Origin of the sequence: Kitasatospora griseola, assembly GCF_044999035.1 — a bacterium.
Lineage (GTDB): Bacteria > Actinomycetota > Actinomycetes > Streptomycetales > Streptomycetaceae > Kitasatospora > Kitasatospora griseola.
In genome coordinates this window covers 232041-257831 of the sequence record NZ_CP173360.1, presented here as the reverse complement: position 1 = coordinate 257831, position 25791 = coordinate 232041, and the positions used below count along the sequence as shown (strand labels likewise).

The window sequence follows — 25791 nt, the reverse complement described above, 5'->3', positions numbered from 1 at the left end:
CCGGCATGTTCGAGTACCACGGCTGGACCACCGTCCGGGAGCGCGCCGACGCGGAGGACGAGGCCGACTTCGCGCCGGAACAGGCCCGGCTGACGGGCCCTCAGGGGCGGCGGGCCAGGAGGACGAACTCGCGGCCCGGGCGGTCGGGTGCGTCGCGGACCTCGCGGAGGTCGAAGCCGGCGGCTCGAAGGTCGGCGGCCAGCTCGTCGTGCTCGCGGAAGCGCAGCGTGGAGTCGGAGGTGAGGTGCGCTCCGTCCGAGGCGAGGACGTAGTGCGAACGGAAGGTCACCAGCGGGCCGGTGACGTCCAGCAGGCTCAGCCAGGCCTCCACCCGGCCGACCTCCGGCAGGTCGGCGATCTGGTGGGTGGCGTCGCGGGTCCAGCTCTCCCAGGCGCGACGGGACGGGTCGCGGGTCTCGAACACCAGGTGGCCGCCCGGGCGCAGCGCCGCGTGGACGCCCCGCAGGGTGGCGAGCCAGTGCGCGGGGTCGGTGATCGCCTGGGCGACGTTGGCCGTCATGGTGACCAGGTCGACCTGCAGCGGGGGCAGTTCGGTCGCGTCGCCGCAGATCCAGCGGACGCCGTCGCCGCCCGGCTTGGCCCGGGCCACCGCGACGGACGCCGCCGCCGGGTCCACCCCCGTCACCTCGATGCCGCGCTCCGCGAGCAGCAGGGCGAACACGCCGGTGCCGCAGCCCAGATCGAGGACGCTGCGCGCGTCGAGCTCGGCGGCCAGGCGGAGGTAGGGGAGCAGGTCGGAGCGGTCCGGGTCCAACGCGTCGTAGAGCGCGGCCAGTCGGGGATCGGTGAAGCACTCGTCGGCCATGGGGCGAGGGTACGTTCGTCGGCAGGTCGGGCACCTCGGGTTTTCGCCGGGAGTCCGGAAAACCCGTTGCTGCCGGGACGGGCGTTGCATACGGTGTGCGGGTGAACACCGGAACGGCCATGAGCCACGCACGGATCGGTGACCCGGTGGGCGGCTGACGCCGCCCCGGGCGCCCTCGGGGTGCCCGCCGGTTCGGGGGCCGCCCGGTCCTGGGAGCAGTTCTTCTCCCAGGCCGACCAGGCCGTCTTCAACATCCCCGACCCGGAACGAGGTTCACCCGAAGCCATGCCCGCTGCTTTCAACCACACCATCATCCCCGCCACCGACCGCCTCGCCTCCGCGCGCTTCTACCGCGAGCTGCTGGAGGCCGAACAGGCCCCGTCCTGGGGGCCGTTCACCAACCTGACGCTGGCCGACGGCGTGCTGCTCCAGTTCGCCGAGCCGCCGGTGGAGATCCAGAGCCACCACTACGCATTCCTGGTCGACGACGAGCACTTCGACCGTGCCTACACGCTGCTGTGCGAGCGCGGGATCCCGCACTGGGCCGACCCGCAGATGAAGCGCCCCGGCGAGACCAACACCGAGCACGGCGGGCGCGGCGTCTACCTGCTCGACCCGGCCGGCCACGGCCTGGAACTGATCACCCGGCCCTACTTGTAGAAACGGTGCAGGCGGTCGGCGGCGCGGATGCGAGGATGAGCCGATGGACCATCAGGATCTGCGCGCAGCCCTCGCGGAGCTGCAACTCACCGTCGCCCCGCAGCTGGACGCCGACTGGAGCGTTCCGGCCGGCGGGCTGGAGTGGTCGTGCCAGGAGACCCTGGCGCACATCGGCCACGACCTGCTCGCCTACGCCGGCCAGTTGGCGGCCCGCCCCGCCAACCGCTACCTGCCCTTCGACCTGACGGTCCGTCCGGGCACCGACCCCGCCACCACACTGCAGATCGCGCTGGCCTGCGGCGAACTCCTCGCTCTTGCGCTGGCCGCCGCCGACCCCGCCGTGCGGGCCTGGCACTGGGGCCCGGCGGACCCCAGTGGCTTCGCCGCGATGGGCGTCGCCGAGATCCTGCTGCACACCCACGACATCGCCACCGGCCTCGGCCTCGACCGGACCCCGCCGCCCGCCCTGTACGCCGCCGTGCTGGCCCGGCTGTTCCCCGACGCGCCGGCCGGCGACCCGGTCCGGGTGCTGCTGTGGTGCACCGGGCGCGGCGAACTGCCGGGCCTGGCCCGGCGCGAGTCCTGGGGTTGGAAGGCGGCGCTGCCCGCCTGATCCGGCAGGGCGGGACGGCGGGTGAGGGCGGGATCGTCAGGAGGGCGTCGGGACCATGCGGTGGAGACCCCTGCGGTCGTAGTAGGAGGTCATCGCGAAGCCGAACACCAGCGCCACCACGAACCCCACCGCGATCATCACCCAGGCCCGGGTCAGCCCCGCGTCCGCCTGCGCGTCGAAGTACAGGATCGCCCGCACCCCGCCCGCGACCTGCCGCATCGGCTCGAACGCGCCGAGGAAGCGGTAGAAGGACGGGGTGGCCTGGAGCGGGATCGTCGCGCCGGAGGACGGCAGGGCGAGTGCGATGAAGACGAACATCGCCACCAGCTGGCCGAGCGAGCCGAAGGCCGCGTTGATCGCCTGCACGCCCAGGCCCACCGTGACGCAGGCGGCGAACGAGAACACCCAGAGCAGCGGCAGGTGCGGGGCGTCCATGCCGAGGATGCCGATCGTCGCCAGCATGATCATCGTGGTGGTGACGACGGACAGCCCCGCCGTCATCCCCATCTTCACCAGCAGGGTCTGCGTCCGGTTGATCGGCACCGTCGGCCGGCGCGAGTGCCACGGCCCGATCTCGCTGTCCGCGTAGCCGAGCGCCGTGTCCACCCCGTTGTGCACCAGGTTGGCGCTCAGGAACCCGGCCAGCACCAGCAGCAGCGTGTAGTAGAAGGCGCTCAGGCCGAGCCCCGTGTGCCGGGCGATCGGATGCCCCTGCTGCACCTGCACGTCCACCGGGTCGGCCAGCAGCAGCCGCGCCGTCGCCGGGGCGTTCGGCGCCGCGGCCGTCAGCTGCCTGCCGATCTCCGTCGAGGACCGGTGCGCCGCCTGCTGGGTGATCTGGCTCGCCAGCGAGGACGCCAGCGAGCCGGTGCCCGGATTGGTCAGCGCCAACAGCACCGGGCGGGCCGAGGCCTGGTCGGTCGTCAGCGCGGCCACCGTGCGGGAGAAGTCCTCCGGGACCACCAGCGCCCCGTACACCCGGCCCGAGGCCAGCTGCTCCTGGGCCTGCGCGCGGTTCACCCGCTGCCACTGCACCTGGCCCGGCGGCGTCCCCGCCGCGACCGCGTCCGTCACCTGCGCGCCCAGCGGCGCGGACTGCCCCGGCAGCGGCGGGCCGGCATCCGCGTCCACCAGCGCGATCGGCATCCGGTGCAGGTGCTCCGACGGGGTCAGGATGCCGCCCATGTACAGCAGCGAGAGCACCAGCGCCACCAGCGCGCTCAGCACCCCCGGGATCAGCCACAGCTTCCACCGGCGCAGCACCTGCCCCGCGCGGGCCTGCGGGGGAACTCCGGTTGCCATGCCACTCCGCCCAGTCGCCCGACGGCCTCCCGGCGCTCGGACCGGGGCCTCCGACGAGGCTAGGGCGCGGTCGGGTCTCGGCGGCCGCGACACCGGCGGCGCTCACCCCAACGGGCCAGCCCGAACGGTTCGCTAGGGTGGGCACCATGGACGATCAGGTTTCGACGGACGAGCAGGTCACGGCACCGTTCGGGAACTTCCCCGAGGTGCGGCGGGCGGTGGACGCCGTTGCCGAACTGGCCGGGCCGGTGGCCGAGGCGCTGAAGCAGTGGGACGCCGAACTCGCCCGCTCCGTGCGGTACGTGGACACCGACCCGGAACTCGCCGACACCGCCGTGTTCTGCGCCGCGTACGACGTCCCCGTCGAGGCGTCCGCGAACTGCGTGGTGGTCGCCGCCAAGCGCGGCGGCGAGACCACCCTGGCCGCCGGAGTGGTGCTGGCCACCACCCGGCTCGACGTCAACAAGGCGGTGCGCGGCCACCTCGGTGCGCGCAAGGCCTCGTTCGCGCCGATGGACACCGCGGTCGGCGGGAGCGGCATGGAGTACGGCGGCATCACCCCCGTCGGCCTGCCCGCGCACTGGCCACTGCTGATCGACGCCGCCGTCGCCGCCACCCCGTGGGTGCTGATCGGCAGCGGACGGCGGCGCGGCAAGCTGATCCTGCCCGGCGCGGCACTGGCCGCACTGCCCGGCGCGCAGGTGCTGGACGGGCTGGCCGGCTGATCCCGGGCGGCGGGAACACCGGGCGGCGGGAACACCGGGTCGCGGGAACACCGGGCGGCGGGAACACCGGGTCGCGGGAACACCGGGCGGCGGGAACACCGGGCGGGCGACGGCGGTTGGACCGGATGGTCCCCGCCGGGCGGCGCCCGGGCGGGCGGGCCACGCACCGCACCAGGGGTGCGGACACCCCACGCGAGGAGTGAGAACGAGATGACCACGGACCGGGCCGTCCTGGCCGGCGGATGCTTCTGGGGCATGCAGGACCTGATCCGCAAGCTCCCCGGCGTCCAGTCGACCCGCACCGGCTACACCGGCGGCGAGAACGCGCACGCCACCTACCGCAACCACCCCGGCCACGCCGAGGCGCTGGAGATCGTCTACGACCCGGAGCGGATCAGCTACCGCACGCTGCTGGAGTACTTCTTCCAGATCCACGACCCGAGCACCGTGGACCGGCAGGGCAACGACATCGGCAGCAGCTACCGCTCCGCGATCTTCTACGGCGACGAGCAGCAGCGCGCCACCGCGCTCGACACCATCGCCGACGTCGACGCGAGCGGTCTGTGGCCCGGAAAGGTCGTCACCGAGGTGACGCCGGTGGCCGACTTCTGGGAGGCCGAGCCCGAGCACCAGGACTACCTGGAGCACTACCCCAACGGCTACACCTGCCACTTCCCGCGGCCCGGCTGGAAGCTGCCGGTGCGCGACGGGGCCTGACGGCTCGTCGGGATTCGGCGGGGGAGCGTCTGCGGCCGTCGACCGGGTACGCCCGGTCGGCGGCCGCTGCTTGTGGCCGGGCGTCGGCGGGCGGGTGCCTGCGGGCGGGGTGGGTCAGCGGTCGGCGCGGGCGCGCAGCAGGGCGTCCAGCGAGTCGACGATCCAGTCCCAGGACGCCTGCGGGTCGACCGGGGTGTGGGCGAAGCCCCCGGCGGCCTCCAGCTCGATGTAGCCGTGGAAGGCGCCGCCGAGCAGGCGCACCGCGTGCGTCTGGTCCGGCTCCGGCAGGTGGTAGCCGCGCAGGATCGCCCTGGTCAGCTGGGCGTGCCGGGGGGCCGCACTGGCCGCGGCGGTCTCCGGGTCCAGCCGGAGCCGGGTGGCCTGGTAGCGCCCCGGGTGCTCGCGGGCGTAGCCGCGGTACGCCTCGGCGAACGCGGCCAGCGCGTCGCGGCCCGCCCGTCCGGCGATCGCGTCGGCGGCCCGGTCGGCGAGTTCGGTCAGCGCCAGCAGGGCGATCCGCACCTTGAGGTCCTGCGAGCTCTTCACGTGCGAGTACAGGCTGGCCACCTTCACGTCGAAGCGCCGCGCCACCTCCGTCACCGTGACCTGGTCGAAGCCCACCTCGTCGGCCAGCTCCGCGCCCGCCTTGGTGAGGATCTCCGCCGACAGACCTGCACGCGCCACCGGACCGCCTCCTGCTGTTCTCTCGTGCCGTACGTCCACGATTATCCATTTGCCTAAACGATTTAGGCAAATTAACGTGGCGTTTCGTGAGAGAGCTTACCGAGTCCGAGATCCGCGCCGCGTTCCTGAACTGCTCCAAGGGCGAGGCGAAACGACTGAACCTGCCCCGCGAGCTCGCCGACCAGCCCTGGGTCGAGCTGGACTTCCTCGGCTGGCGCGACCCGCAGGCCCCCGACCGCGCCTACCTGGTCACCGTCCTCGACGACCGCCCGCAGGCCGTCGTCCTGCGCAGCTCGTCCGCCGCCACCTGGCAGCCCCGCCGCAGCATCTGCTCCCTCTGCGTCACCACCCACACCGGCGGGGTCTCCCTGCTGGTCGCCCCGCTCGCCGGCCCCGCCGGGCGCCAGGGCAACTCCGTCGGCGCCTACATGTGCAGCGACCTCGCCTGCCCGCTGTACGTCCGCGGCCTGCGCGAGACCGGCACCCGGATCCACGAGTCGCTGACGCGGGAGCAGCGGATCGAGCGGTTGAGGGAGAATCTGGCAGGCTTCCTCGCCAAGGTGCAGGGCGGGGAGACGGGCTGACGGGTCGTCGAAGGGAGCGGGCATGAGCCAGGTCGAGGTGGACGTCGAGGCGTTCGACGCGTTGGAGCGCCGGATCTGGGCCCGGAGCGCCACCGCCTACGCCGCGAGCGTCGCCCGACTCTGCGCCCACCCCGTACCCGCGCTGCTCGACGCCGCCGAGGTCCGGCCCGGCAGCACGGTGCTCGACGTCGGCACCGGAACGGGCACCGTCGCTGCGGCGGCCTGCGCCCGCGGAGCCCGCGTCACGGCCGTGGACGCCGAACCGGGCATGCTCGCCGAAGCCCGGCGCGCCGCGCCCGAGGCGGTGGTGAGCGTCGCGACCCTCCCCGAACTCCCCTTCCCCGACGGCGCGTTCGACGCCGTGGTCGGCAACTTCGTCCTCAACCACGTCGGACGGCCGGACGAGGCACTCGCCGAACTGCGCCGCGTCCTCCGCCCCGGCGGACGGCTCGTCCTCACCACTTGGGCCGCCCCCGCCCCACCCGGACAGACCCTGCTCGCCCGCGCCTTCGAAGCCGCCGGAGCCACCCGCCCCGCCGACCTGCCCGCCCCGCCCGCCGCACTCGCAGCCGTCACCGACCTCGCCGCCTTCCGTGCCCTGCTCGCCACCGCCGGACTGGCGGAGCCGGACGGCCGACTGCTGCGCTGGAACCACCGGACCAGCAGCGAGGTCTGGTGGGGCGGCCCGGCCGGCGGCGTCGCATTCCTGGGCGAACTCCTGCGCCACCAGCCGCCGGAGGTCCGGGCCGGGGCGCGGCGGGAGTTCGACCGGCTTGCCACCGAATTCCGTTCCGAGGACGGCGAGTTGGAGCTGCCGCACGCCGCACTGCTGGTGTCGGCGCGGCGTTGAGGTCAGGCCCGTGCCGTCGGCCGCTTCGCGAGCGGTCAGGAGCTCTTCGAGGTGGGTCTCGGCCCGAGTGCGGGGGCCAGGATGGCGAGGCGGATGGGCAGCAGGTACTCGACGTGGCGGGTCGGGCCTGGTTGGGGGTGCCGAGGGCGAAGCCGTCGCGTTCCAGCGTGCGGAGCGAGGCGGTGAGCGCCTCGGGGGCGATGGTGCGCGGAGTTCGGAGAAGCGGCGGAGGCCGGGTTCCAGGAACTGGATGAGCAGGTCGGCCCGTTTGTCGCCCACCTGGATCGGCATGCCAACCCGCGTGCTGCGGCGTGGAGTTCGTCGTCCGTCGCATTCTGTTCGGCCCGCTCCGGGCTCCGAATCCCCGAGCGGGTGTGGGCTGTCCGGAGCGTAGCGTGGCCGGCATGCGGGGATCGGAGCCGGTGGTGCATCCGTTGTCCGGGTTGCCGGGGGCGGGGAGGACCACGTTCGCGCGGGAGTTGGAGCGGGAGGGGTGGTTCGGCTGTCCGTCGATGAGCGGGTGGTGGCGCGGTACGGGCGGCTCGGGGTGGACTGTCCGGAGCCGGAGCACCTGGCGCTGCTGGAGAGCGTGGTGGGTGAAGTCCGGGCGGAGTTGGTGGAAGTCGTGGGGGCCGGGCGGTCGGTGGTGCTGGACCACGGGCTGGGGACGCGCGCCGAGCGCGACGAGTACAAGCGGTTGGTCGTCGGGCTCGGCGCGGTGGCGGCTGTGGTGCTTCCCGGTGGAGCGGCCGGAGTTGCTGCGTCGGCTGGCTGCGCGGGAGGCGCAGGGCGAGGGCGTGCGGATCTCGCCCGGCGCGTTGCCGTGGATCGCCGAGCACTCCGAGGGGCCGCGCGGCGAACGGGAGGAACAGGCTCCGGATCAGTGGCCGCCGCGCGGGCGTTCGCAGCCGCCCTCGAGGTAGGCGCCGTGGACCTCGATCCGGCCCGTGCCGGAGAGCACGCCGGTGAGGCAGCCACCCGAGCCGGGGACGGCGAGGGTGAAGTGGACGCCGTCGCCGTAGGCGGAGAGGACGGCCCCGGGGTAGGCGAGGCCGGTCATCAGGGTGCGGGCCTGGGTCTCGTCGGCGGGGGTGTTCTTCGCGGCGGCCGCCGTGATCCGGGCCGCGTGGGCCTCGCCGCGGCAGCGCTGACTCTCCGTCAGGGTCGCCATCTGCAAGTAGGCGTGGTTCTCCGCGTACTTGGAGTTCTCCGGGTTCGCCCCGCCCTCGCCGCCCGCGGTGGCCACCGGGGTGGGCGGGACGGTGGACTTCCCCGCGCAGAGCTTCGCCACCTCGGGGAACTCGAGGTCCGCCTCGGCGATCTCGCGCTGCCACCGCTCCTGCGCCTCCTGCTGCATCCTGCTGATGCTCGCCGACACCTGCGGGTCCGGCGCCGGGGCCGACCCGGAGCCGGTCACGTGCGTGCTGCCGCAGCCGGTCAGTGCCCCTGTGGTGGCGAGAGCGGCGGCGAGGACCAGGACGGGACGCTTCACGGCGAGAACTCCAAAAGACAGTGGCGGGCCCCGGACGGCCCGTCCCCCCGGATGGGCATCCTTCCGTGTGCGATGCACCGCCCGCCAGAGTATCCGTACTCGGATCTGCGACCAGGGGCGGGCCCGGTGGTCCGAAATTGCGTGGACGGGTGTCGAGCGGGGCCGACACGATCGACGGATGGGAGCTTTGGACGCTGTGGCGGCCAGGGTCGCCGGCGGGGCCACCGTGGAGTTCCGGCCGAGCGGCTCGTCGATGGTGCCGCTGATCCGCAGTCGGCAGCCGGTGATCGTCGCGCCGGTGGACCCCACGCTGCTGACGGTCGGCGACATCGTGCTCGCCCGGGTCGCCGGCACCGTGTACCTGCACCTGGTCTCCGCCCTCGACCCGGCCCGGCGGCGCGTGCAGATCAGCAACAACCGCGGCCGCGTCAACGGCTGGACGAGCGACGACCGGGTCTTCGGCATCTGCGTCCGCGTCGACGGAACCGCCCGGCCCGGCGCAGCGAGCCGGACGTCGAAGGCCGCGACCGACCAGGTCCGATCCAGTGAGGGGAAAACAGGCGATGACGGAGAGCGACCAACACCTGCGGCACCGGCAGTCGTTCGGCGCGGCCGCCGACGCCTACGCCGCACACCGCCCGGACTACGCCCCGGCGGCCGTCCGCTGGGCGCTCGACCCGGCCCCCGGCCGCCGGGTGCTCGACCTCGGGGCCGGCACCGGCAAACTCACCGGCTGCCTGCTCGCGGCGGGCGTCGAGGTCGTCGCCGTCGAACCCGACCCGGCCATGCTGGCCGAGCTGCGCCGGGAGCTGCCGGACGTCCGGGCGCTGACGGGCAGTGCGGAGTCGATTCCGCTGCCGGACGGGTCGTTCGACGCGGTGCTGTCCGGCAACGCGATGCACTGGTTCGACATGGACGCGGCCGGCCCCGAGATCGCCCGGGTGCTCGCCCCGGGCGGGGTGCTGGCCGGCCTCTGGAACCTGTTCGACGACGGCGTCGGCTGGGTGGCCGGCCTCGCCGAGGTCGGCGGGAGCGCGGCGATCGGCCCGCGCGACGTCCCCGCCAGCTGGCGCACCGGGACGGCCGCCCTCCACCTGCCCCCGTCCGGCGGGCCAGCCCGGTTCGGTGCGGCCGAACAGGCCGAATTCCCGCACGGCCAGCGCCGGACCGCCGAGTCGCTGGTGGCCACGCTCGGCACCAAGGCGGGCATGCTGGTCATGCCGGAAGCCGAACGCCGGTCGAGGCTGGACCGGGCCCGCGCCTACCTGGCGAGCCGACCGGAGACGGCCGACGGCGAGTTCGTGCTGCCGATGCGGACGGGCGTGCTGCGGGCCCGGCGGCTGTGACGGGCCGTCAGGACGGTTGCGGGCGGCCGGGGTCGGTACGGGTGTGCCAGGCCGGTTCCCGGGGTGAAGCCCGTGAAACCGGCCTTGTGCCCATGTTTACCCGGGAGTTGGAGGACTACTGGGGCTGGTCGCCGTTCAGCGGGACGGCGTAGACCGGCTCCGGGCCGAAGCCGGTGAAGCCCGCCTTGCGCAGGATCGGGCCGGACGTGGTCGGGTTCGCCTTGACCAGCGCCATCGTCGCGCCGTTCGCCACTCCGTAGGACAGCCGGGCGTCGAGTATCGACCGGTACACCCCGCGTCCGCGCCAGTGCGGCGCCACCACGCCGCCCGAGAGCCGGGCCACGCCGTCCACGATCGCCACGCCGCCGGTGCCGGCGGGCTCGCCGTCCACGTAGGCGACGATCAGACCGCCGCGGCCGGCCGGGACGGTCTCCGCGTTCCTGGCCGCGACCGCCTCGATCCGTTCGGCGGGCGGGAGTTCACCCCGGAAGCCGGCGGCCTCGATGGCGAGCCCGTCCCGGGCCGTCGCCACGTCCGTGGCCCAGCGCAGCGAGACGTCCACCGTCGGAGGCCGGAGAGCCGGCGCGCCCTCGCTCAGGTCGGCGGCCACGATCTCCAGTTCGATCTTCACCTGCCCGCCACGGGCGGCCAGTTCGGCGGGCAGCCCCGCCGGGTCGCCGAGCAGCACCTGCCAGTCGAGCGTGGGCAGCCCGAAGGCGCGGGCCCGCTCCACCACTGCGTCAACGGCCTGACCCAGCGGGCGAGTCGGCGTGAAGGAGACCACCGAGAGGTCGAAGGCGACATAGTCGGGCAGCCGGAGGATCGTGTACTCCTCGTCGGCGACGACCTCGGCGTCGTCCGGCATCCACACCCAGGCCGCACCTGCGGCGGCGACATCAGCAACTGACAGGCTCATGCGGAGGAGCGTACGGGGACGGTGCGTGTCCGCACGGCGCTGTTGCAAGATCAAGACCTGACGGTGACACAGCCCGGCGTCCCTGTGACGGTGCGCCGGTGGCGCTCGGCGGATGCCCGCGCGTTCGTCGACGGTCGAGGCTCGTCGGCGGCACGCCGCCTTCGCCTCACCGCTCTCCGGATTGCCGAACGCGCTGCTGACCCCGCACGTCGCCGGGATGACCGGAACCGCCATGGCCGCGGCGGCCCTCCACTGCGCGGACCACATCGCGGCCCTGCTCACCGACGGCCCGGACGGCATACCCGTGGTGACCGCGTAACGGTCACCGCCGGCACGGAACCATGCGAACGCCGGATCCAGCGAGGCCTACTCAGGACACCGTGCGCGCGTCACGCGTTGAACCGCCTCTTACTCTCGCCGGTTCGGCCACAGGGGCCTCGGGCGCTCCGGCAGCACCTGGTGTCGGGAAGTGACCGGACCCCGCGCAGGCCTGCGATTCGGTGCCTCATCGGGTCAGGTCCCGGGGGTGGAGCAGGGCGGTTGCGAGGCGTTCGGGGTGTTCGGCGGCGGTGTGGGTGCGGAGGGCGGCGGCGAGGCGGGGGGTGGCGGTCGGGGGGATGGCGGTGTCGCGCATGGCGGGGAGCAGGAGGAGGAGGCGGCTGTCGGGGTCGGTGGTCGAGCCGCCGGGCGGGCCGTTGTCCGCGATGGTGGTCAGCTCGGGCCAGGTGAGGCCGGGGCCGGGGGAGTGGACGTCATCGGTGGCGAGCAGGTGGGCGTGGGTCCGGTCGGGGTGCTGGAGGAGGTAGTCGGTCCCGATGTCTCCCACGAGGTTGCGGTAGACGATGTACAGGCGGCCCAGGGTGGACGGGATGGTGAAGGTCGGCCAGTCCGGGCGTTCGACCAGCCGGCGGTGGAAGTCCTCGGCGGCGTCGTAGTCCGCGTCGAGCAGGAGTTCCTGGACCTCCTCGTCATGTGCGCAGGAGGCGAGGTGCCCCAGCCAGAACAGGGGTTCGTCGAGGAGTTCGGGGAGGTGGGCGAGGGGACCGCCCTCGTAGCCCGGGATTCCGTTCGGGGAGAGGCCTGCGCTGTTCGTCATGGGGGTTGATCCTGTCAGTGGCCGCTGTCAGTGCCCTGGGCTTCAATCCCGGCAACGGAGAGGAGGCGTCGGGATGGCGGGTCGGGGAGTGTTGTTCGCGTTGGCGGAGGGGGAGCGGGCGCGGCTGTTGGGGTGTGGTGGCGACGGGGAGGTGATGGCGTTGGTCGAGGAGGTGGAGGAGGCGTGGGACGAGGCGTGGGTGTGTGAGGTGGACAAGGCGTGGGATGCGTTGCACCGGTGTCTGACGGACGGTCGGCTGGAGTACGGGAACGGGGAGTTCCCGTTGTCGCACGTGATTCTGGGCGGGCGGGCGATGTACGAGGGGGAGGACTACGTGGTCTGTTACGTGGAGCCGGGGGAGGTGCGGGCGGTGGCGGGTGCGTTGGGGCGGGTCGACGAGGGGTGGGTGCGGAGGCGGTACGCGGAGTTGGAGTTCGAGGAGTATCAGGGGGTGCGCGGCGAGGAGGATCTGGCGTACACGGTCTGCTTCCTGCCGGATCTGCGGGAGTTCTACCGGCGGGCGGCCGAGGAGGGGCGGGCGGTGGTGTTCACGGTCGATCAATGAGCGTTCTCGGGGCGGCTCTTCACGACTTTGCCATCAAATGATCATTCGTTTGCCGGGACGATGACCACGGGCAGACCACCAGGACGGTTCGAATTTCCTTCGCACACCGACCCGTTCAGTGAGAGGCGCCCGTTCGATGAGCAGCAGTGCCGACCGTCCCACGCCCGACCAGCAGTTGCGTGCCGCCGCCGCCCGGCTCGACCGCCGGCGGTTCCTGACCGTCACCTCGGCCGCCGCCGCGCTCGCGTTCGGCGTCAATCTGCCCGGCGCGCACGCCGAGGAGAACGAGCTCGCGCCGCGCACCCTCACCGAGAACCCGTTCACGCTGGGGGTGGCGTCCGGTGATCCGCTGCCGGACGCGGTGGTGCTGTGGACCAGGCTCGCGCCGCGTCCGTTGGAGCCGGGGGCGGGGATGCCGCCGGCGGGGAACGTGAAGGTGGGCTGGGAGGTCGCCCGGGACGAGCGGTTCCGGCGGGTCGAGCGGCGCGGCAGCGCGCGGGCGCACGCCGAGTTCAACTGGGCGGTGCACGTGGACGTGGACGGGCTGGAGGCGGGGCGCGAGTACTGGTACCGGTTCACCGTCGGCCAGTGGAGCACCCCGGCCGCCCGCACCCGGACCGCGCCCTCGCACGGCCGCAAGCTGGACCGCACCAGGATCGGGCTGGTGTCCTGCCAGGCGTACGAGGACGGCTACTTCACCGCCTACCGGCACCTCGCGCAGGAGGACCTGGACGCGGTGTTCCACGTCGGCGACTACATCTACGAGTACGGCATCGACTCGGTGGGCGGCGACCGCCAGTACACCGACCGGGTGCTGCCCGCGGACCTCAACCACGAGACCACCACGCTGGCGGACTACCGGCTGCGGTACTCGCTCTACAAGACCGACCCCGACCTGCAGGCCGCGCACGCCGCGCACCCGTGGTACGTCACCTGGGACGACCACGAGGTGGAGAACAACTACGCCAACGGAATCCCCGAGAAGAACCAGGACCCGGCGCCGTTCGTCGCCCGCCGCGCCGCTGCCTACCGCGCCTACTGGGAGAACCAGCCGCTGCGGACGCCCAAGCCCAACGGCACCGAGCTGACCCTCTACCGCCGCTTCCAGTACGGGCAGTTGGCGCAGTTCGACATCCTCGACACCCGCCAGTACCGGGACGACCAGGCCAACGGCGACGGCTGGCAGTACCCGACGCCCGAGTCCGAGGACCCGAAGCGCACCCTGATGGGCGCCGCCCAGGAGCGCTGGTTCGCCGACGGGCTGCGCCGCTCCAAGGCGGTGTGGAACGTGGTGCCGCAGCAGGTGGTGTTCTCCCGCCGCAAGAACACCACCGCCGCCAGCTCCAAGCTGTCCATGGACGCCTGGGACGGCTACCCGGCCGCCCGCGAGCGCTTCCTGACGGCCGTCGAGCAGGCCGGCGTGAAGAACCTGGTGCTGCTCACCGGCGACGTGCACGTGGCCTACGCGCTGGACGTCAAGCGGAACTTCGACGACCCGAACTCCCGCACCGTGGGCGTCGAGTTCGTCGGCACCTCGATCAGCAGCGACGGCGACGGCGCGGCCCACCCGTCCAACTGGGCGACCCTGACCGCCGCCAACCCGCACATGAAGTTCTACGACGGGCGGCGCGGCTACACCGTGGTCACCCTCGACCGCCACCAGGCCCGCGCCGACTACCGGGCCGTCAGCCACATCACCCGCCCCGACGGCACGCTGCTCACCGCCGCCTCCTTCGTCACCGAGGCGGGCAACCCGGGCGTCAAGCCCGCCTGATCCGCGCCCCTGGCGGTCCGTCAGGCGCCGTAGCGGCGCCGGCGGGCCGCGTAGGCGCGCACCGCGCGCAGGAAGTCCAGCTCGCGGAAGGCCGGCCAGTAGGCCTCGCAGAAGTACAGCTCCGCGTAGGCGCTCTGCCACAGCAGGAAGTTGGACATCCGCTGCTCGCCGCTGGTGCGGATCACCAGGTCCGGGTCCGGGCGGCCCGCGGTGTACAGGTGGCGGGCGATGTCCTCGGCGGTCAGGGCGTCGGCGATCTCCCGCGTCGGGCGTCCGGCGTCGGCCTGTTCGTGCAGCAGGTCGCGGACGGCGTCGACCAGTTCCTGGCGGCCGCCGTAGCCGACCGCCAGGGTCAGTTGGGCGCCGGTCGGGCAGTCGGCCGTCGCCTCCACCGCGTGCTTCAGGGCCCGGGCCGTCGAATCCGGCAGGGTGTCCAGATCGCCTGCCAGGTGCACCTGCCAGCGCGGGCGGGGGACCGCCAGGTGCGCGGTCAGCACCTCCTCGATCACCCGCATCAGGAAGGCGATCTCGTCGTCGCCGCGCCGCTGCAGGTTCTCCGCCGAGCACACGAACACCGTCACGTGCCGCACCCCCAGCGCCTCGCACCAGCCCAGCACCGAGCCCACGTGCTGGGCGCCGAAGCGGTGCCCGAGGCGGGTGTCCGCCAGTCCGCGCTCGCGGGCCCAGCGGCGGTTGCCGTCCATGATCAGGCCGATGTGCCGGGGCAGTTCGGCGCCCGCCAGCCGACGGCGCAGGCGGCGGGTGTACAGCGCGTACAGCGGGGCGGTGAGGCGCATGTGACGGCCCTTCAGGGAGGGGACGGGTGACGGGCGGCGGCCCGCCCGGTGCATACTGGGACATGAATAGCACGCGACGCGTGTCATCGAGAAACGGGAGAGGCCGACCGGGAGGCCGGCCACCGGAACAGGAATCAGGTGCGCACCAACGACGCCCAGATGCTCGTGCTGTCCGCGCTCGCCGACGGCCCGCTGCACGGCTACGCCGTCAACACCGCCATCGAGCGGATGACCGGCGCCCGGCTCGGCCGCGGCAGCCTCTCCGGCGCCCTCGCCCGACTGCACGGCAAAGGCCTGATCGCCTACCTGGACGGCGACGGCCGACGCCGCCCGGTCCGGCTCACCGACGACGGACGGGCCGCGCTGGGACGGGAGTTGGGCGCGCTCGCCGACGTCACCGGCCGGCTCTTCGAGACCGTCGTCCCCGACCGGATCGCCTACCAGGAGCGGCTCGCCGCCACCGACCAGGTCCGCGCCTACAAGCAGGTCCTGCTGGACGCCCTGGACGCCCGCCCCGGACACCTCGTGCTCGACTGGGGCTGCGGCCCCGGCACCGACCTGGACGCCCTGGCCCGCGCCGTCACCGCCCGCGGCCGGGTGCTCGGCATCGACCACGACCCGGAGATGGTCCGGCGGGCCGGCGCCCTCCCGCTCGCCCACGTCCTGCACGCCGACGTGCACCGGCTCCCGCTCGCCGCCGACAGCGCGGACCGGGTCCGCACCGACCGGCTGCTGCAGCACCTCGCCGACGTCCCCCGGGCGCTCGCCGAGGCGCACCGGGTGCTGCGCCCCGGCGGGCGGCTGGTCGCCGCCGAACCCGACTGGGACACCCTGGCCGTCGACCACCCCGACCTCGACATCGCCCGCGCCTGGAGCAGGCACCTCGCCGACCGGATCGTCCGCAACCCCGTGATCGGCCGTCAACTGCCCCGGCTCGCCGCGCAGTCCGGCCTCGACGTGCGCGCCGTCGTCCCCGTCACCTCGGTGTACCGCGAGGTGCGTGCCGCCGACCAGGTGCTCGGGCTGCACCGCAACACCGAACGCGCCGTCGCCGGCGGCTACTTGACCCGCAGCCAGGCCGACGACTTCCTCGACCACCTCGCCCGCGGACCGTTCCTGGCCTCCGTCACCCTGCACGTGGTGACCGCCGAGAAACCCCGGCGCTGACGGACGGCGAGGCCGCCCCGCTCGGACGGGGAGCGGGGCGGCCTCGGCGGTGTCTGCGCGGGAAGGGTCAGGAGGTGGACTTCGGGCCGCAGAAGGTGAGATCGATCAGGTCGAGGACCGCCGGGGTCAACTCGGCGCCCTTCTGCGGGTCGTACGGGTTCGCCGAAACGGCGATCTGGCGGGTGCCGGAGCGGTCGCCGAACAGGTAGGTGACGTAGCCGTGGATCCCGCCCGGGTGGCCCCAGACCTCGCCGCAGGAGGTCCGCAGCTGCATCAGGCCCAGACCGTAACGGGTCGGCGGCTGCTCGTCCGCCGCCACCGTGGTGGTCATCTCGGCGAGCTGCGCCGGGGCCAGCAGCCGGCCGCCGAGCAGCGCCGCGTCGAAGCGCGCCAGGTCGTCCGTGGTGGAGATCAACTCGCCGGCCGCGCCCGCCATCGACGGGTTCAGCTCGGTGATGTCGGCCGGGCCGTCGGACAGCGCCAGGTACCCGTGGCTGTGCGGCCCGGGAACGCCGGTCGCGGTACCGGGCAGGAAGGTGTGGCGCAGCCCCAGCGGCTGCAGGACGCGGCGGTTCACCTCGGTGCGCCAGTCATTGCCCGTCACCCGCTGCACCAGCTCGCCCAGCACCAGGTAGTCCGTGTTCGAGTAGTGCCAGCCCTGGCCCGGCGGGAAGTACGGCTGCCGCGAGACGCCGATCGCGATCAAGTCCCGGGCCCGGAGGGTCTTCCACCGGTCCACCGCGAGGAGTCGGCGCAGCGCGTCGTCCGACTCGTACGCGAACCGCGGGTCCTCCAGGAAGTCGGCCAGGCCGGCGGTGTGGTTCATCACCTGACGGACCGTGATGTTCCCGCCGTTCGGGACCACGCCGGGCAGGTGGCGCTCGATCGGCTCGTCCAGGTCGATCCGGTGCTCCGCCGACAGCTGGAGCACCACGGTGGCCACGAAGGTCTTGGTGATGCTGCCGGCCCGGAACTCGCCGTCCACCGGCGCAGGTTGCCGGGTGGCGAGGTCCGCGACGCCGGACGTGCCGCGCCACACCGCCCGCCCGTGGTCACGCACCTCGGCGATCGCGCCACTGGCGCCCGCCCGCCCGGTCAGGGCGTCCAGGCCCTGCTGGAGCGCGGCCCGCTGCGGCACCGGCACGGACGGCGGCGTGGCCGCCCCCGCGCCGGGCGCGAGGGCGAACACGGACGCACCCGCCACCAGGGAGGCGGCCAGCCGCAGTGCGGATCGGTAGTTCTTCACACGAGTCTCCTTCGACAAACGCTCTCTGATCAGGGGGTTCGTCGACCGCAAGCCTCACGGCTCGGTCGTCCCTGCGGCATCGCTCGTCGGGAGGAGCCCCCGACCCGGAAGATCCTTCTCCGGAGGTAACGGGATTCGAGGTCCCCCCGTCGATCGGCGGGGAGCGCCGGCGGGGCGTCAGGCGTCAGGTGTCAGGTGTCAGGTGTCAGGTGTCAGGTGTCAGGCGTCGGGCCGGGCGGGCCGGCGGGCCTCGATCAGGGTGCGGGACATGGTGGAGACGAACACGCCCTCGCGCCCGATCAGTTCGTGCAGCTCGCGCAGGCGCTCACGGTAGCGCTGCACGGAGAAGTCCGGCACCGTCCAGATCACCTTGCGCAGGAACCACACCACCGCGCCGACGTCGAAGAACTCCAGCCGCAGCCGCTCGTTGCGCAGCTGCACCACCTCCAGCCCCGCCGCCCGCGCCCGCGCCGCCTCCACCTCGTGCTCGCGGGTGTCGCCCACCTCGAACGGGCCGAGGAAGAACGCGCTCAGCTCGACATTGGTGCGCCCGCCGACGTGCTGCGCGACGTAGCTGCCGCCCGGGGCGAGCACCCGGGCGATCTCCGCCCAGTGCACAACGGCCGGCTGACGGCTGGTCACCAGGTCGAACGCGCCGTCGGCGAACGGCAGCGGGGCGTCCTCCGGGACGGTCACCAGCACCGCGCCGAGCGGGTGCAGCAGGGCGGTCGCCTTCGCCGCGTTCGGCGGCCACCCCTCGGTGGCGACCATGGTGCGCGGGAAGTTCGCCGCCCCGGCGCCGGCCAGCACCTCGCCGCCGCCGGTCTGCACGTCGAGCGCGGCCGAGGCCGCGGACAGCCGCTCGCCCAGCAGCCGCTGGTACCCCCAGGACGGGCGCTGTTCGGTGGCCCGGCCGGCCAGCCAGGAGAAGTCCCAGCCGTCGACCGGGGCGGCCTCGGCCTCGGCGAGAAGATCGTCGAATGAGCTGTTCATGTCGGGAATCCAAGCACGTGGGACGCGGTGCGGACGAGCGAATTGACGCGTCCGAGATTTTCCCGACAGGGTGTCGGCAAGGGTTTGACTTAGGCAAGCCTCACCTAAATAATCAGGGGAAGTCGATCTCTGGAGGCCCGCCCATGTCCGCGTCCGTCGCCGTCGTCAATCCGTTCTCGGCCCAGCTCCGCACCGCCAGCGCGGAGGAACACCAGGCCGCCGAGCAGTCCTCCTTCATGAGCGACCTGCTCGGCGGACGGCTCGGCATCGAGGCCTACACCGACCTCACCGGCCAGCTCTGGTACGTCTACCGCGCCCTGGAGGCCCACCTCGACACCCTCGCCGAGCACCCCGTCGCCGGACCGCTCGCCGACCGCGCCCTGCTGCGCACCGCCGCCATCGAACGCGACCTCGACCACCTGGCCGGCCCCGACTGGCGCGACACCCTCGCCCCGCTGCCGGCCACCACGGCCTGCGCCGAGCGGATCCGCACCCTCGCCACCGACTGGCCGGCCGGCTACCTCGCCCACCACTACACCCGCTACCTCGGCGACCTGTCGGGCGGTCAGATCATCCGCGGCGTCGCCGAACGCACCTGGGGCTTCGCGCGCAAGGGCGACGGCGTCCGGTTCTACGTCTTCGAGGAGATCGACAACCCCGCCGCGTTCAAGCGCGACTACCGCGCCAAGCTGGACGCCGCGGGCGAGTTGATGGACGGGGCGGAGCGCGACCGGGTCGCCGAGGAGTGCAAGGCGGCCTTCGGCCTCAACGGGGCGATATTCGCCGAGCTCGCCGAACGCCACCCGGCGTCCCGGCAGGCCTGAGCGCTCGCCGGCAGTTCCTCCACCGGTCGTTCTTCCGCAGGCCGGGACGGGGTGACGCGCCCGACGTTCGCTCGGGCATCATCGACGCCATGAGCGACACGCACCCCGACCGGCTGGCCCGGCTGTGGCAGGACTTCCTCGCCCTGCCCTTCCCGCGCAGCTGCTACCGGCAGGCCCCCGCCGGCGAAGACCTGGTCCTGCTCGACAGCCACCTGGCCGGCTGCGTGTCCGCCGCCCTGACCGGCCCCCTCGACCGGCGCCGCCGCGAGGCCCTCCACCACGGCATCGCCGCCGTCCACCGCATCCTCCCCGCCCTCGCCGACGACGCCGAGGCCTGCGACTACTTCACCCGCCTCCGCGAACTCGCCGTCCTCGCCGTCGAGCGCCAGTCCCCGGAAGGGGCGTCCCGGCAGGGGAGTTGAGCGGCCGTCCTCGTGGTCTTCCGTCGTCGGCGGTGCCGGAGTGCCAGGCGACGCGTTCGACGGCCTCGGGGACGCGGGTCGAGCCGGAGATCGGTTCCAGGGCGGGGGGGTTGGTCGATCTGGCCGGGGCCGGTGTGTTCGGCGAGGTCGGGCGTACCGCCGTGCAGTCCAGGTCCGGGCGGGAGGGCAGGTCCCGGAGGAAGGCCTCCGCCGGCGGATCGGGGTGGGATCCGCGCCCGTGACGGAGAGCACGACGAGACGCCGCACCCCGGGCGGTCGGGCCGCGTCCGCGAGCGAGGATCGTGTTGCGGTCGACCGGGTTCGCCCGTCCCGGGGCGTCTCCGGACCTGCGCCGGCGGCGAAGAGCACGGCGTGTGCGCCCGCCAGCACCGGTGCGAGCTGCGCGGGCGAGGTCGGCGACGACCGGCACCGCGTCGGCGTGGTCGGAGCGCCGGACGATCCCTGTGACCCGGTGGCCCCGGTCTGCCGGTAGACGGGACGTCAGAAGCGCGACCCTGCCGTGGCCGCCCGCGATGACAACGGACACGCCCGCACCACACGAGCGGGAACCCCCGCACCGGTCACCGCCGCGCCCGCAGAGGGGGGGGGGTGGCGGGCGCCCCATTGTTCGCGTCCACTCGTGGACGTCAGGGCAATGCCGCAAACCGAGCCACGAGGGACAGCGACGGCGGAGCCGACCTGCCGGTTGGTCGTGTCTCAGTCCGACTGGCTGCTGATGGTGGTGTTCGGGCCCGCCGAGCGACTGATGCCGGCACTCGACCCGCGCGGGAGTTGGTGGAACTCCGGGCACCCGCCGAGTTCCTCACCGCCTACGAGCGCGCGGCCGGTCCCGCACGGCAGATTCCGCACTTGGACGTCTTCGGGCCGCTGACTGCGGCGGTGTGCACGACGAACCAGTTGTCGGGAAGGCCTGGCTCGGCGGCCAGGATCGCTGTGCCGACCGGCGCGCCCGGGAGGAAGGAAGTCTCGTCCGCCCGCCAGATCGCCCCGTCGCCCGGTTCCGGCCAGGCGACCGAACCGGTCCACCGGAGCATGACCACACCGGTCAGCACGGCGGCAGTCTCGGCACCGGCCCAGCCCTGCTCGCGCGCTCTGCTCCACAGGCGGCGCTCGATCCGTACCCAGGTCGAGCGATCAGTGGGCGCTCCGACCGTCCTGCGCTTGCAGACAAGGCGGCCTCGGTCCGGGGCCGTACCGAGGCGCTCCTCGACCAGTTCGAGGACGTGATCGACCGGTTCCTTCCGAAGGCCCACCGGCCGACCGTCCGTGTCAGCGAGCGTCATGTCGGCGACCGTAGCCGGCCGCAGCGAGACCGGGCCGCGTTCGACACAGGGACGAGAGGCGGTCCGCGGGCGGCGGCGCGCTCGTCGGCAGCGCGGAGGGGAAGACGGGCCAGATCGGGCGGGGTTCCGACCGCGGCGAGGTAGCTGACGATCCGATCGATGTGCGTCAGCCTCGCTCGGCCCGACTCAAGCCGGGACAGGTAGCCCTGTGTCACCCCGATGATGTATGCAACCTCGTCCTGGTGAAGCTGGAGGAGGTCGCGCAGGCGTTTGCTCAACCCGCCGAAGTCCAGTTCGGCGAGGGCTGTAGCGCACCAGCGCGTCGCGCCACACCCACGCCGGCACTGCCTCGGACGGCGGCCCGAAGGCCGCTCGCGCGCAGGGCCGCACACGCTGTCGCTGATGTTGCACCTGCTGAGCGCACAGCCGCAATGCCCGCGGCCGCAATGCCCGCACTGCCTCGCCCCCACCCTGATGTCCCCCCAACTCCGTGCCCTGATCGGACCAGCATCCGTACGGCGCGCGCACCGGTCCATCGGGAACGGCCCGGACGACGCGCAGGAGGCGTGCCTTCCGACAAGGACGAGTCGGCCGGGGCCGACCGCAGGAGCCGGCCGTTCGAGCCGACGTCTCCGCCAAGTGATCGGTGCCCGCACCCGGATCAGCGGGAACAGGCGGCCGGGCGGGGGACGGACCGCGTGGCGGCAGGGAGCGACCGGCGGGCGAGCCGGGAGGATGAAGACGTCGCCTCATGGAGGAGGAGGCACTGCGCCCGACCGGATCGCCCCCGCCCCCGCTCGACCTGTGGACACCCACCGACCGCGTGGCGCGGACGGTGACCCGGCAACGGCCGATTCTGCGGGAGCCAGCGGAGGAGGTGCTGATGAACGCGCCCGTCGTCGTCGGGTTTGACGGCACGGCCGAGAGCGCGGCGGCCGCACACTGGGCCGCCCGCGAAGCGGCACCGCGCGGCCTGCCGCTGGAACTTCTTCAGGTCTGGCCGTGGCGCGGCCCCCACACCCTCGCCACCTCCGACGCCGAGCGCCGAGCGCCGAGCGCTGGGCGCGACAGCAACTGGTCCGGCAGGGGGCCGAACTCCGCGGCGGCCTGTCGGGCGTCGAGGTGTCCGCCGTCCATGTCCCCGAGGACTCGGCGAAAGCGCTGGAGACGGCAAGCGCCGCCGCGCCAACGGAGCTGGAGGGCGACGCGCAGCGGCGGCCCATCGAGGCGCTGGAGCCGGCGCAGCGGCGTCACCCGGACGTTCCGGTGACGCCCTATGCCATCCGCGGCCCGCGGACCCTCGTCGTGGTCGAAGCCGCCGACGAGGCCGAACCACTGGCGCTTGGACGGCGGACCCGCCACGTCCCGAGCGGACCGCACCTCGGCCCCGTCACCCAGGCAGCTCCGCATCACGCCCGCTGCCCCGTCGCGGTCGGTCCCTGCAGTTGATGAGCCCGAAAAGAGGCACAACCCATGGGAGGCACCCTTGAACACACTCCCCCTCCGGTTCCCAGGAACCTTTCGGCATGCATCTGTTCGGCCAGGAAATGGACCCACCGCCTACCTGAAGAAATTTACCGGACCACTGTGACGATGCGTCGCTACAACGTCGCAGCCGTCCTCGTCAGCGCCGTCACCAGCGTCAGCGTCTGGCCCCTCATCGCCCACAGCTCCGAACTCTGGGCGCAGGTCGTGACGAGCGTCTTCACGTTCCTGGCGGCTGCACTCGGCGCCGTACCGACCGCTCTAGGCATCCGCGAGCGTCAGAGCCTGCTCATCCAGCTCAGCCGACAGATGGGCCCCGTCTACGGCGACCTGCTCGACGCCCAGTACGAACTGCAGAACGGAACCACCACCTACGACAAGATCCACCCTCTCATCAACACCTTCGACCAGCTCCGCGCCCAAGTGGTGGAACTCGGAATCTCCTCGGAAAGCACTGAGAGTGAGAAACCCGGCCCCGATGCCGCTCAGGCATGCGCGCTTTCGCCACTGCCCCGGCGTCCTGGAGAGCGAGCCCGAAACCCCGGTCGGCACGGTCCCTCGCGCACGCCGGCGGAGCCGGGCCTTCCCCGTCGACGTCGACCACCACGTCCGCCACTGCCACTGGCCCACCGCGCTGCTCGGGCCGGCCCCGACTGACGGGCCAGCCGGAAACGACCCCGGCGATGCTCGCCGAGGCACTCGAAGGACGTTCCCCAGTGGACGCCGAACGGTGGGCGGAGCTGGACACCCCGCATACCGAAGTCGTGTGCGATGAGACCGGGCAGGTGCTCGGGGCCGTCAACTGTGCGACACGACGCACCGACCAGGCCGGACTCATTCTGTGGTTGCATGCCGGCGAGGACCTGGCCGCCACCCGCGCACTCGTCAAACTCGCGCTCAACCGCCTGGGCAGGAGAACAGTGCATGCGTTCGAGCTGCCGATCCCCCTGTCGCTGGGCATGAGGGGCCTCCCGGTGCGCAGCCGCCCGGTGACCCGCAAGGCTCTGGAGGAGGCAGGCTTCTCCACCGGTCGCCAGTGGCGCTACCTCCACCGGAGCCTGCCCCACCGCGGGGACGCCGGTGAGGTCCGTACGTACCCGATCGCCGAGGTCACCGCCACCAGCTGCCCTACAGACCGGCGACTGCGCCTGCGCGAGCCCGACGGCGCGCCGGTCGGCGAGGCCGTGGTCGGCGAGCCGGTGGACGGGATCGGCGTGCTCTGGTGGATCGCCATCGACCCGCAGCACCGCGGCCGCGGGCTCGGGGCCAACCTGGCCGAGCAGTGCTGCAGCGTCCTGGCCGCCAACGGAGCGCACGAGGTGATCGCCTACCTGGACGAGGACGCAACGCCCGGTGGCCAGCAGTGCGACACGACCGCCGCAAGCCACCTGCTCGGCGCACGGGGATTCCGGGAAATCGGTCGACTCGCGTCGTACTCACGCCAACCGTAGATGATCGCGACATGGCGCTGGAGGACCCCAGAAGCCGGGAGTGACTCCGGGGGCCGTCGCCGCCTTTCAGCAGCCGAGACCGCGAACGGCCGGCCCGGGCGAGCGATGGCCCTGGGAACGGAGGCCGAGCATGTCCGGCGGCAGTCCCCCCTGGAGTTCGCCCGGCCGTGGCGACGGGGAGTTGGAGGACGCTTTCCCCGGCTCGGCCTCCGTTCCCGGGGCCGACGTCCGCGCCGCCGAGCAGGACGGTCGGCGCTGCCCTGGTGGGCGTAGGCGTGGTGGGTCGCCGCGTTGTCCTTGGCCTGGCGGCATTGGCCGACTACGGCGACCATGCCGATCGCGTCCGTCGCCAGGAGCGGAAACCCGTGCTGCTCGCCGCGACCTGTGCGATGTTCCGGTCCTCCGCGAGCGCGGTCGCCCGGGGTCGGGCTGTCCGGAGGGGTGGGTCGGTGTTTGGGGGGAAGGTGGTGAACGGTCGTCGGCCGGGGGTGCTCTGACGGCCTGTTGCGGGACGGGCGGTGGCGGGTGGGGGTGCTTTCGGTGGCGTTGGTACAGACCTGTTGCCTGTCCGCAATATACCGGGCGGGGTATGCAACAGGTGTCACGAGTTGGTTCCACATGGAACGGTCAAGGGCCGAACCGGCGTGGTGGGGTTCATCGAACCGGGCAGGATGTCCATCCGATGGATCTTGGAAGTGAAGGTCGGGCCGCGGGGGCGCCGACGAATTCACGGCTCGGTTCGTCATGCCCACCCACCATCCACTGAGGATTTTCACCATGCGTCTCAACCGCTTCACCACGGCCGCAGTCCTGGCCGCGTCCGCCCTCGCCCTCGCGGCCTGCGATCCGGACGGCAGCCCCGTCGGTGCCGCGCCCGGTACGGCCTCCGCCGCCGCCCCCACCGCCGGCGGCGCGGCGGCCCCGTCGCCCGCCACGTCCAAGCCGGCCGGCGGAGCCGAGAGCCCGGGAAAGTCCGGCGCGGGCACCGCAAAGGCCTCCCCGCCGGCCGCTGACTGCGCCGCGGGCGCCGCCGCCCTGGGCACGGTGGTTGTCGCGGTCGATGCTGCCGAGAGCCCGAAGACCGTCCTGAAGGCTCGGGCCGCCAAGTTCGTCTGCGGGCCGGACGTGCCCGGCGAGGGCTACTTCGAGGCTGCCGGGGATGCGAAGACCTACGAGTTCGCGTCCGGCGCGCAGGCATTCGTCCTGATCGACCTCAAGCCCAAGCAGGCCACCCCGCAGGCCCTGGCCGCACTCGTCAAGGCCTGCGCGAAGGACCCGAACTCGGCGCCCGATCTGCAGCACTGCTACGGCAACCAGCTCGCGCTGAAGCTCGACGCGCAGGGCCGGATCACCACCGCGACCCAGCTCTACCACCCGTGACCGCGCGCCCCCTGCCGGGGCGTCGGCACGGTCGTGCCAGACCGCAGACATTCAGCGCGCCCGGCCGAGGAAGGCCGGGGCGCGACCATCGAGAGGAAACCATGTCGATCCGCAAGTTGAAGGCCGTCGTCGTCGCAGCGGCCGTCGCCGCGGGCGTTGCCGTCTCGTCGGCACCCGCCCAGGCGAGCGTCTGCTCCTCCGCCGGACGCGAGTACATCTGCGAGTACAAGGTGGCCACGTACAACCTCCCGAACAACACCAAGCAGAACTTCGTGGTCGGCGCCGACTACGCGGTGTGGACCCGGTGGACCGACACCAATAACGTCTGGGGTCCGTGGATCTCGATGGGCGGCAACGTGCGCAGCAGCGTGTCGTTTCTGACGCCCACCAGTGACCCGTGGAACTTCCTGATCATCGCGATGGGCACGGACAACAACACCTGGGGCCGAGAGCGCGACCACAACGGCAACTGGTCCGCCTGGTTCAAGCCCTCCCTCCCGTTCAACGGCTGACAGTCGCACCGCGGCCGTGTGCCCCAGCGCTTCCGGGCGGTGGGGCACACGGCTGTTGGC

Annotated in this window: 29 protein-coding genes and 2 pseudogenes; 19 read left to right on the top strand and 12 right to left on the bottom strand. The window is 73.0% G+C overall.

The genetic code is table 11. The features are described from left to right. Window positions 1–100: 100 nt before the first annotated feature. Entirely contained in the window at window positions 101–826 is a 726-nt protein-coding gene (locus ACI1MP_RS01275; protein ID WP_404867424.1) for a class I SAM-dependent methyltransferase, read from the bottom strand. A gap of 285 nt (window positions 827–1111) precedes the next feature. Between ACI1MP_RS01275 and ACI1MP_RS01270 the strand changes: the two genes are divergently transcribed. Both ACI1MP_RS01270 and ACI1MP_RS01265 read left to right on the top strand, forming a co-directional pair. Beyond that, a complete protein-coding gene (locus tag ACI1MP_RS01270; protein ID WP_404870748.1) occupies window positions 1112–1486 on the top strand; it encodes a VOC family protein in 375 nt (124 codons plus the stop codon). Between the two features lie 43 nt (window positions 1487–1529). Further along, window positions 1530–2099, top strand: coding sequence for a maleylpyruvate isomerase N-terminal domain-containing protein (locus tag ACI1MP_RS01265; protein WP_404867423.1), 570 nt, complete (start codon window positions 1530–1532; stop codon window positions 2097–2099). A 36-nt stretch (window positions 2100–2135) separates the two neighbouring features. Here the strand turns inward: ACI1MP_RS01265 and ACI1MP_RS01260 are convergent, their stop codons facing one another. Beyond that, complete coding sequence (locus tag ACI1MP_RS01260; RefSeq protein ID WP_404867422.1) at window positions 2136–3401, bottom strand: YhgE/Pip domain-containing protein; 1266 nt, start codon at window positions 3399–3401, stop codon at window positions 2136–2138. A 146-nt stretch (window positions 3402–3547) separates the two neighbouring features. Here ACI1MP_RS01260 and ACI1MP_RS01255 point away from each other — a divergent pair, with 146 nt between their 5' ends. Then, window positions 3548–4126, top strand: a complete 579-nt coding sequence (locus ACI1MP_RS01255; protein ID WP_404867421.1) for a YbaK/EbsC family protein — start codon at window positions 3548–3550, stop codon at window positions 4124–4126. Between the two features lie 210 nt (window positions 4127–4336). Continuing rightward, on the top strand, window positions 4337–4843 hold the full coding sequence (gene msrA, locus ACI1MP_RS01250) for a peptide-methionine (S)-S-oxide reductase MsrA (protein ID WP_404867420.1): 507 nt from the start codon (window positions 4337–4339) through the stop codon (window positions 4841–4843). Window positions 4844–4957: 114 nt separating this feature from the next. Here msrA and ACI1MP_RS01245 read toward each other — a convergent pair whose 3' ends face one another. Further along, the gene (locus ACI1MP_RS01245) at window positions 4958–5527 is read right to left on the bottom strand and encodes a TetR/AcrR family transcriptional regulator (protein WP_404867419.1); all 570 of its coding nucleotides are present in this window, start codon (window positions 5525–5527) and stop codon (window positions 4958–4960) included. An 86-nt stretch (window positions 5528–5613) separates the two neighbouring features. Here ACI1MP_RS01245 and ACI1MP_RS01240 point away from each other — a divergent pair, with 86 nt between their 5' ends. Together ACI1MP_RS01240 and ACI1MP_RS01235 are read left to right on the top strand one after the other, a co-directional pair. Next, window positions 5614–6111, top strand: a complete 498-nt coding sequence (locus ACI1MP_RS01240; RefSeq protein WP_404867418.1) for an FBP domain-containing protein — start codon at window positions 5614–5616, stop codon at window positions 6109–6111. A gap of 22 nt (window positions 6112–6133) precedes the next feature. Continuing rightward, window positions 6134–6961, top strand: coding sequence for a class I SAM-dependent methyltransferase (locus tag ACI1MP_RS01235; protein WP_404867417.1), 828 nt, complete (start codon window positions 6134–6136; stop codon window positions 6959–6961). Window positions 6962–7841: 880 nt separating this feature from the next. On the opposite strand, the gene ACI1MP_RS01230 is transcribed toward ACI1MP_RS01235, so the two are convergent. Beyond that, the gene (locus ACI1MP_RS01230; RefSeq protein ID WP_404867416.1) at window positions 7842–8453 is read right to left on the bottom strand and encodes a hypothetical protein; all 612 of its coding nucleotides are present in this window, start codon (window positions 8451–8453) and stop codon (window positions 7842–7844) included. A 563-nt stretch (window positions 8454–9016) separates the two neighbouring features. On the opposite strand from ACI1MP_RS01230, the gene ACI1MP_RS01225 reads away from it, so the two are divergent. After that, window positions 9017–9799, top strand: coding sequence for a class I SAM-dependent methyltransferase (locus ACI1MP_RS01225; RefSeq protein ID WP_387998936.1), 783 nt, complete (start codon window positions 9017–9019; stop codon window positions 9797–9799). A gap of 115 nt (window positions 9800–9914) precedes the next feature. On the opposite strand, the gene ACI1MP_RS01220 is transcribed toward ACI1MP_RS01225, so the two are convergent. Next, window positions 9915–10715: a GNAT family N-acetyltransferase gene (locus ACI1MP_RS01220; RefSeq protein WP_387998938.1), complete on the bottom strand. Its 801-nt coding sequence runs from the start codon at window positions 10713–10715 to the stop codon at window positions 9915–9917. A 112-nt stretch (window positions 10716–10827) separates the two neighbouring features. On the opposite strand from ACI1MP_RS01220, the gene ACI1MP_RS01215 reads away from it, so the two are divergent. Further along, entirely contained in the window at window positions 10828–11034 is a 207-nt protein-coding gene (locus ACI1MP_RS01215) for a hypothetical protein (protein WP_404867415.1), read from the top strand. Between the two features lie 186 nt (window positions 11035–11220). Here ACI1MP_RS01215 and ACI1MP_RS01210 read toward each other — a convergent pair whose 3' ends face one another. Beyond that, window positions 11221–11811, bottom strand: coding sequence for a hypothetical protein (locus ACI1MP_RS01210; RefSeq protein ID WP_404867414.1), 591 nt, complete (start codon window positions 11809–11811; stop codon window positions 11221–11223). Window positions 11812–11884: 73 nt separating this feature from the next. Between ACI1MP_RS01210 and ACI1MP_RS01205 the strand changes: the two genes are divergently transcribed. Continuing rightward, entirely contained in the window at window positions 11885–12376 is a 492-nt protein-coding gene (locus tag ACI1MP_RS01205; RefSeq protein WP_404867413.1) for a DUF1877 family protein, read from the top strand. Window positions 12377–12512: 136 nt separating this feature from the next. Then, window positions 12513–14150 (top strand): alkaline phosphatase, encoded by a 1638-nt coding sequence (locus ACI1MP_RS01200; protein ID WP_100584199.1) that lies wholly within the window; start codon window positions 12513–12515, stop codon window positions 14148–14150. A 20-nt stretch (window positions 14151–14170) separates the two neighbouring features. Here the strand turns inward: ACI1MP_RS01200 and uppS are convergent, their stop codons facing one another. Beyond that, window positions 14171–14947 carry a polyprenyl diphosphate synthase gene (gene uppS, locus ACI1MP_RS01195; RefSeq protein ID WP_387998952.1) on the bottom strand — a complete coding sequence of 259 codons (777 nt, stop codon included), beginning with the start codon at window positions 14945–14947 and terminating at the stop codon, window positions 14171–14173. Between the two features lie 138 nt (window positions 14948–15085). On the opposite strand from uppS, the gene ACI1MP_RS01190 reads away from it, so the two are divergent. Beyond that, window positions 15086–16114 carry a methyltransferase domain-containing protein gene (locus ACI1MP_RS01190; RefSeq protein ID WP_404867412.1) on the top strand — a complete coding sequence of 343 codons (1029 nt, stop codon included), beginning with the start codon at window positions 15086–15088 and terminating at the stop codon, window positions 16112–16114. Window positions 16115–16181: 67 nt separating this feature from the next. Here ACI1MP_RS01190 and ACI1MP_RS01185 read toward each other — a convergent pair whose 3' ends face one another. After that, the gene (locus tag ACI1MP_RS01185) at window positions 16182–17360 is read right to left on the bottom strand and encodes a serine hydrolase domain-containing protein (RefSeq protein WP_404867411.1); all 1179 of its coding nucleotides are present in this window, start codon (window positions 17358–17360) and stop codon (window positions 16182–16184) included. 219 nt (window positions 17361–17579) lie between these two features. Continuing rightward, entirely contained in the window at window positions 17580–18353 is a 774-nt protein-coding gene (locus ACI1MP_RS01180; protein ID WP_380330800.1) for a methyltransferase domain-containing protein, read from the bottom strand. Window positions 18354–18496: 143 nt separating this feature from the next. Between ACI1MP_RS01180 and ACI1MP_RS01175 the strand changes: the two genes are divergently transcribed. Together ACI1MP_RS01175 and ACI1MP_RS01170 are read left to right on the top strand one after the other, a co-directional pair. Then, window positions 18497–19177, top strand: a complete 681-nt coding sequence (locus ACI1MP_RS01175; RefSeq protein ID WP_189272958.1) for a heme oxygenase (biliverdin-producing) — start codon at window positions 18497–18499, stop codon at window positions 19175–19177. A gap of 89 nt (window positions 19178–19266) precedes the next feature. Then, window positions 19267–19599 (top strand): hypothetical protein, encoded by a 333-nt coding sequence (locus ACI1MP_RS01170; RefSeq protein WP_232733716.1) that lies wholly within the window; start codon window positions 19267–19269, stop codon window positions 19597–19599. A 285-nt stretch (window positions 19600–19884) separates the two neighbouring features. Here the strand turns inward: ACI1MP_RS01170 and ACI1MP_RS01165 are convergent. From ACI1MP_RS01165 to ACI1MP_RS01155, 3 genes and pseudogenes are all read right to left on the bottom strand, one after another. Beyond that, window positions 19885–19989 (bottom strand): annotated as a pseudogene (locus ACI1MP_RS01165) (hypothetical protein); the annotation flags it as partial. A 440-nt stretch (window positions 19990–20429) separates the two neighbouring features. Beyond that, window positions 20430–20903 (bottom strand): hypothetical protein, encoded by a 474-nt coding sequence (locus tag ACI1MP_RS01160; RefSeq protein WP_404867410.1) that lies wholly within the window; start codon window positions 20901–20903, stop codon window positions 20430–20432. Beyond that, window positions 20900–21439, bottom strand: coding sequence for a helix-turn-helix domain-containing protein (locus tag ACI1MP_RS01155; protein WP_404867409.1), 540 nt, complete (start codon window positions 21437–21439; stop codon window positions 20900–20902). Before ACI1MP_RS01155 ends, ACI1MP_RS01160 begins: the two co-directional genes overlap by 4 nt. Window positions 21440–21654: 215 nt before the next feature. Here ACI1MP_RS01155 and ACI1MP_RS01150 point away from each other — a divergent pair. From ACI1MP_RS01150 to ACI1MP_RS01125, 6 genes and pseudogenes are all read left to right on the top strand, one after another. After that, a pseudogene (locus tag ACI1MP_RS01150) lies at window positions 21655–21894 on the top strand (hypothetical protein); the annotation flags it as partial. Window positions 21895–21905: 11 nt separating this feature from the next. Beyond that, window positions 21906–22352, top strand: a complete 447-nt coding sequence (locus tag ACI1MP_RS01145) for a universal stress protein (protein ID WP_404867408.1) — start codon at window positions 21906–21908, stop codon at window positions 22350–22352. A gap of 144 nt (window positions 22353–22496) precedes the next feature. Further along, window positions 22497–23045, top strand: coding sequence for a hypothetical protein (locus tag ACI1MP_RS01140; RefSeq protein ID WP_404867407.1), 549 nt, complete (start codon window positions 22497–22499; stop codon window positions 23043–23045). Between the two features lie 107 nt (window positions 23046–23152). Further along, on the top strand, window positions 23153–23839 hold the full coding sequence (locus ACI1MP_RS01135) for a GNAT family N-acetyltransferase (protein ID WP_404867406.1): 687 nt from the start codon (window positions 23153–23155) through the stop codon (window positions 23837–23839). Window positions 23840–24616: 777 nt separating this feature from the next. Next, window positions 24617–25219 (top strand): hypothetical protein, encoded by a 603-nt coding sequence (locus ACI1MP_RS01130; RefSeq protein ID WP_404867405.1) that lies wholly within the window; start codon window positions 24617–24619, stop codon window positions 25217–25219. A 101-nt stretch (window positions 25220–25320) separates the two neighbouring features. Next, on the top strand, window positions 25321–25731 hold the full coding sequence (locus ACI1MP_RS01125) for a hypothetical protein (RefSeq protein ID WP_404867404.1): 411 nt from the start codon (window positions 25321–25323) through the stop codon (window positions 25729–25731). The last annotated feature ends 60 nt before the right edge of the window (window positions 25732–25791 follow it).

Coding starts and splice junctions, on each gene's coding strand:
- ACI1MP_RS01255 (WP_404867421.1), top strand. CDS start 3,548: ATGGACGATCAGGTTTCGACGGACGAGCAGGTCACGGCACCGTTCGGG.
- ACI1MP_RS01215 (WP_404867415.1), top strand. CDS start 10,828: ATGCCCGCGCGTTCGTCGACGGTCGAGGCTCGTCGGCGGCACGCCGCC.
- ACI1MP_RS01205 (WP_404867413.1), top strand. CDS start 11,885: ATGGCGGGTCGGGGAGTGTTGTTCGCGTTGGCGGAGGGGGAGCGGGCG.
- ACI1MP_RS01155 (WP_404867409.1), bottom strand. CDS start 21,439: ATGGACCGGTGCGCGCGCCGTACGGATGCTGGTCCGATCAGGGCACGG.
- ACI1MP_RS01170 (WP_232733716.1), top strand. CDS start 19,267: ATGAGCGACACGCACCCCGACCGGCTGGCCCGGCTGTGGCAGGACTTC.
- ACI1MP_RS01260 (WP_404867422.1), bottom strand. CDS start 3,401: ATGGCAACCGGAGTTCCCCCGCAGGCCCGCGCGGGGCAGGTGCTGCGC.
- ACI1MP_RS01220 (WP_387998938.1), bottom strand. CDS start 10,715: ATGAGCCTGTCAGTTGCTGATGTCGCCGCCGCAGGTGCGGCCTGGGTG.
- ACI1MP_RS01125 (WP_404867404.1), top strand. CDS start 25,321: ATGTCGATCCGCAAGTTGAAGGCCGTCGTCGTCGCAGCGGCCGTCGCC.
- ACI1MP_RS01270 (WP_404870748.1), top strand. CDS start 1,112: ATGCCCGCTGCTTTCAACCACACCATCATCCCCGCCACCGACCGCCTC.
- uppS (WP_387998952.1), bottom strand. CDS start 14,947: ATGCGCCTCACCGCCCCGCTGTACGCGCTGTACACCCGCCGCCTGCGC.
- ACI1MP_RS01200 (WP_100584199.1), top strand. CDS start 12,513: ATGAGCAGCAGTGCCGACCGTCCCACGCCCGACCAGCAGTTGCGTGCC.
- ACI1MP_RS01130 (WP_404867405.1), top strand. CDS start 24,617: ATGCGTCTCAACCGCTTCACCACGGCCGCAGTCCTGGCCGCGTCCGCC.
- ACI1MP_RS01235 (WP_404867417.1), top strand. CDS start 6,134: ATGAGCCAGGTCGAGGTGGACGTCGAGGCGTTCGACGCGTTGGAGCGC.
- ACI1MP_RS01175 (WP_189272958.1), top strand. CDS start 18,497: ATGTCCGCGTCCGTCGCCGTCGTCAATCCGTTCTCGGCCCAGCTCCGC.
- ACI1MP_RS01225 (WP_387998936.1), top strand. CDS start 9,017: ATGACGGAGAGCGACCAACACCTGCGGCACCGGCAGTCGTTCGGCGCG.
- ACI1MP_RS01180 (WP_380330800.1), bottom strand. CDS start 18,353: ATGAACAGCTCATTCGACGATCTTCTCGCCGAGGCCGAGGCCGCCCCG.
- ACI1MP_RS01210 (WP_404867414.1), bottom strand. CDS start 11,811: ATGACGAACAGCGCAGGCCTCTCCCCGAACGGAATCCCGGGCTACGAG.
- msrA (WP_404867420.1), top strand. CDS start 4,337: ATGACCACGGACCGGGCCGTCCTGGCCGGCGGATGCTTCTGGGGCATG.
- ACI1MP_RS01275 (WP_404867424.1), bottom strand. CDS start 826: ATGGCCGACGAGTGCTTCACCGATCCCCGACTGGCCGCGCTCTACGAC.
- ACI1MP_RS01265 (WP_404867423.1), top strand. CDS start 1,530: ATGGACCATCAGGATCTGCGCGCAGCCCTCGCGGAGCTGCAACTCACC.
- ACI1MP_RS01140 (WP_404867407.1), top strand. CDS start 22,497: ATGCGTCGCTACAACGTCGCAGCCGTCCTCGTCAGCGCCGTCACCAGC.
- ACI1MP_RS01160 (WP_404867410.1), bottom strand. CDS start 20,903: ATGACGCTCGCTGACACGGACGGTCGGCCGGTGGGCCTTCGGAAGGAA.